This window comes from Streptomyces sp. SID10853 (assembly GCF_010548145.1).
Classification (GTDB): Bacteria; Actinomycetota; Actinomycetes; order Streptomycetales; family Streptomycetaceae; genus Streptomyces.
Window position 1 is genome coordinate 1 of the sequence record NZ_JAAGLN010000421.1, and the last position, 2,921, is coordinate 2,921.

General features: G+C 73.6%; 3 protein-coding genes. 1 reads left to right on the forward strand and 2 read right to left on the reverse strand.

Annotated elements, in window-relative coordinates; translation table 11 throughout:
* Together G3I19_RS35785 and G3I19_RS35790 are read right to left on the reverse strand one after the other, a co-directional pair.
* Window positions 1–502: deoxyribodipyrimidine photo-lyase (locus tag G3I19_RS35785; protein ID WP_164267849.1), on the reverse strand; the 502-nt coding region annotated here is incomplete at its 3' end.
* Window positions 503–560: 58 nt separating this feature from the next.
* Window positions 561–2,105: an SDR family oxidoreductase gene (locus G3I19_RS35790; RefSeq protein ID WP_164267850.1), complete on the reverse strand. Its 1,545-nt coding sequence runs from the start codon at window positions 2,103–2,105 to the stop codon at window positions 561–563.
* A gap of 137 nt (window positions 2,106–2,242) precedes the next feature.
* Between G3I19_RS35790 and G3I19_RS35795 the strand changes: the two genes are divergently transcribed.
* Window positions 2,243–2,921, forward strand: a 679-nt coding sequence (locus G3I19_RS35795) for an FAD-dependent oxidoreductase (protein ID WP_164267851.1), incomplete at its 3' end; no start/stop codon positions are given.

The window sequence follows — 2,921 nt, forward strand, 5'->3', positions numbered from 1 at the left end:
GCGCCCCCTGGACGGTGCGCAGCCGCTCGTCCGACCAGCGCCTGAAGTACGGGGTGAAGACCGCGAAGTGGTCCGAGGCCGCCGGGGTGACCGCGCCCGGCGGCACGGCGGTGATCACCGCGTCATGGACGCACAGTCGCCGCCCGTCCGCCTCCAGCGCCGTACGCAGCCGCTCCTCCCGGCGCTGGGCGTACGCGCTGACCCCGGCCGCCATATGCACCTCGGAGGCTCCCGTCTCGGCGGCCACCCGGCAGACCTGCGCGGTCGCGGTGCCCGACCGCACGACGAGCCGGCCGCCGCGCTCCCGCAGTCCCGCGTCGAGGCCGGCCAGACAGTCGGCCAGGAACGCCTGCCGGTTGGGTGTGGCGAAGCCCGCCGACTCGATGGCCTCGTCCCGGACGAACAGCGGCACCACCTCGTCCGCCGCCGCGAGCGCAGCGCGCAGCGGCGGATTGTCGTGCAGCCGGAGGTCGGAGGTGAACAGGGCGACCGCCACGGTCATACGCCACTCCTCGGGTTCGTCGGGTCGTCGGGCTTGTCGTCGGTTCCGTCCGCGGATGTCAGCGGCCGGTGGCGGCAGGCTGCCGGCGGGCCCGGCTCGCGCCGTCGGCCGCCCCGGCGATATTGCGGGCCATCCCGCCGAAGACGAGGGAGTGGAACGGCGCGACACTCCACCAGTACGCGTGTCCGAGCAGCCCCCGGGGGTGGAAGAGGGCGCGCTGCCGGTAGCGGGTCCGCCCCTGCCCGTCCCGGTCCACGGACATCTCCAGCCAGGCGAGTCCCGGCAGCCGCATCTCGGCCCGCAGCCGCAGCAGCCGCCCCGGCTCGATCGCCTCGACCCGCCAGAAGTCCAGCGAGTCGCCGACCCTGAGCCGCTCGGCGTCCCTGCGCCCGCGGCGCAGCCCGACCCCGCCGGCCAGCCGGTCCAGCCAGCCGCGCACCGCCCAGGCGAGCGGGAAGGAGTACCAGCCGTTCTCGCCCCCGATGCCCTCGACGATCCGCCAGAGCGCCTCGGGGGACGCGTCCATGGTGAGGCTGCGCCGGTCCGTGTAGAGGCTGCCGCCCGCCCAGTCGGGGTCGGTGGGCAGCGGATCGCTCGGGGCGCCGGGCAGCGAGGCCGACGACCAGCGGGTGGTGACCTCGGCGTCCTGCACCCGCTGGAGCGCCAGCTGGAGCGCCCTGCCGAAGGTGAGCGGCACGCCCGGCCCGTCCGGCACATACCGCGCGATGTCGTGTTCGCGGCATACGACTTCGTACCGCAGCGACTCGGCCAGCGGCCTGGCGAGCGCGCGCGGGACGGGGGTGACCAGCCCGATCCAGTGGCTGGACAGGCGCGGTGTGAGCATCGGGACCGGCAGGATGAGCCGGTGCGGGAGGCCGGCGACCTCGGCGAACCCGCGCATCATGTCGCGGTACGTCATGACGTCGGGGCCGCCGATGTCGAAGGCGCGGTGCACATCGTCCGGCATCAGCGCGCTGCCCACCAGATACCGCAGCACGTCCCGCACGGCGATCGGCTGGATCCGGGTGGAGACCCAGCTCGGGGTGACCATGACCGGCAGCCGTTCGGTGAGATACCGCAGCATCTCGAAGGACGCGGAGCCGGAGCCGATGATGACGGCGGCCCGGAGCACGGTGACCGGCACCCCCGCTCCGAGGAGGATGCGGGCCACCTCGGCCCGTGAGCGCAGATGCGGCGAGAGGTGGCGCTCCGGTACGCCGTCGGGGGTGAGGCCGCCCAGATAGACGATCCGCCGGACCCCGGCGGCCCGCGCCTGTTCCGCGAAGATCCTGGCCGCCCCGCGGTCCTTCTCCTCGAAGCCGGAGCCGGTGTTCAGCGCGTGGACCAGGTAGTACGCCACGTCGATGCCCCGCATGGCCGCGGCCACCGAACCGGCGTCGGTGACATCTCCGCGTACGGCTTCCGCCCGTCCGGCCCAGGGGTGGTCGCGCAGTTTCTCCGGGGTCCTGGCCAGACAGCGGACGCGGTGACCCGCGTCGAGCAGTTCGGGCACCAGCCGGCCGCCGATGTAGCCCGTCGCGCCCGTCACCAGGCAGTGCAGTGCGGGTGTGCGGGGTGCGGGTGCCGCTTCACCTTCGGTCATGGAAGCCTCCGGGTCCTGTGGCGTGCGACGGTTCTCCCATCGTTGCCGCCCCGGCCCGTTCCTGCTTCTCCACCAGCGAGAGAAATGCGCCCGGAGGACGTGTACTGAAGACCGGACGAGCGAAGGGCTGACACCCCATGACCGACCACCGGGGCCCGCGCCGCGACGTCATCGTGATCGGCGCGGGGCTGGCCGGCCTGGCCTGCGCGGCGGATCTGTGCCGGGAGGGCCTGTCCGTGAGCCTGCTGGAGGCGTCGGACACGGTCGGCGGCAGGATGCGCACGGACCGGCGCGAGGGATTCCTCCTCGACCGCGGCTTCCAGGTGTTCAACACGTCGTACCCCCAGGTCAAACAGCGCATGTGGCTCCGGGGGCTGCGGCTGCGCCCCTTCACCCCGGGAGCCCTGGTGTACACCCCTTCGGGGCGGCTGCGGTTCAGCGACCCGACCCGGCGGCCGGGCGTGGCGGTGGACCTGCTGTCGCTGCGGCCGGTCGCCGGCCGCCGTGACCTTCTGACGCTCGGACTGCTGTCCGCGCGTGACCTGTTCGGTCCGGTGAGCGCAGTGAAGCACGCGGCGGACCGTACGACACGCACGGCCCTCGCCGACGCCGGGATCTCCGAACGGCTTGTCGATGTGTTCTTCCGGCCCTTCCTGTCCGGTGTCTTCCTGGAGGACGGCCTCGAAACCTCGTCCCGCTTCTTCCATCTGGTCTGGCGCAGCATGCTCCGGGGCACCCAGTGCCTGCCCGCCGCCGGGATCGGCGCCGTACCGGCCCAGCTCGCCGGCGCGCTGCCGCCCGGTGTGCTGCGCCCCG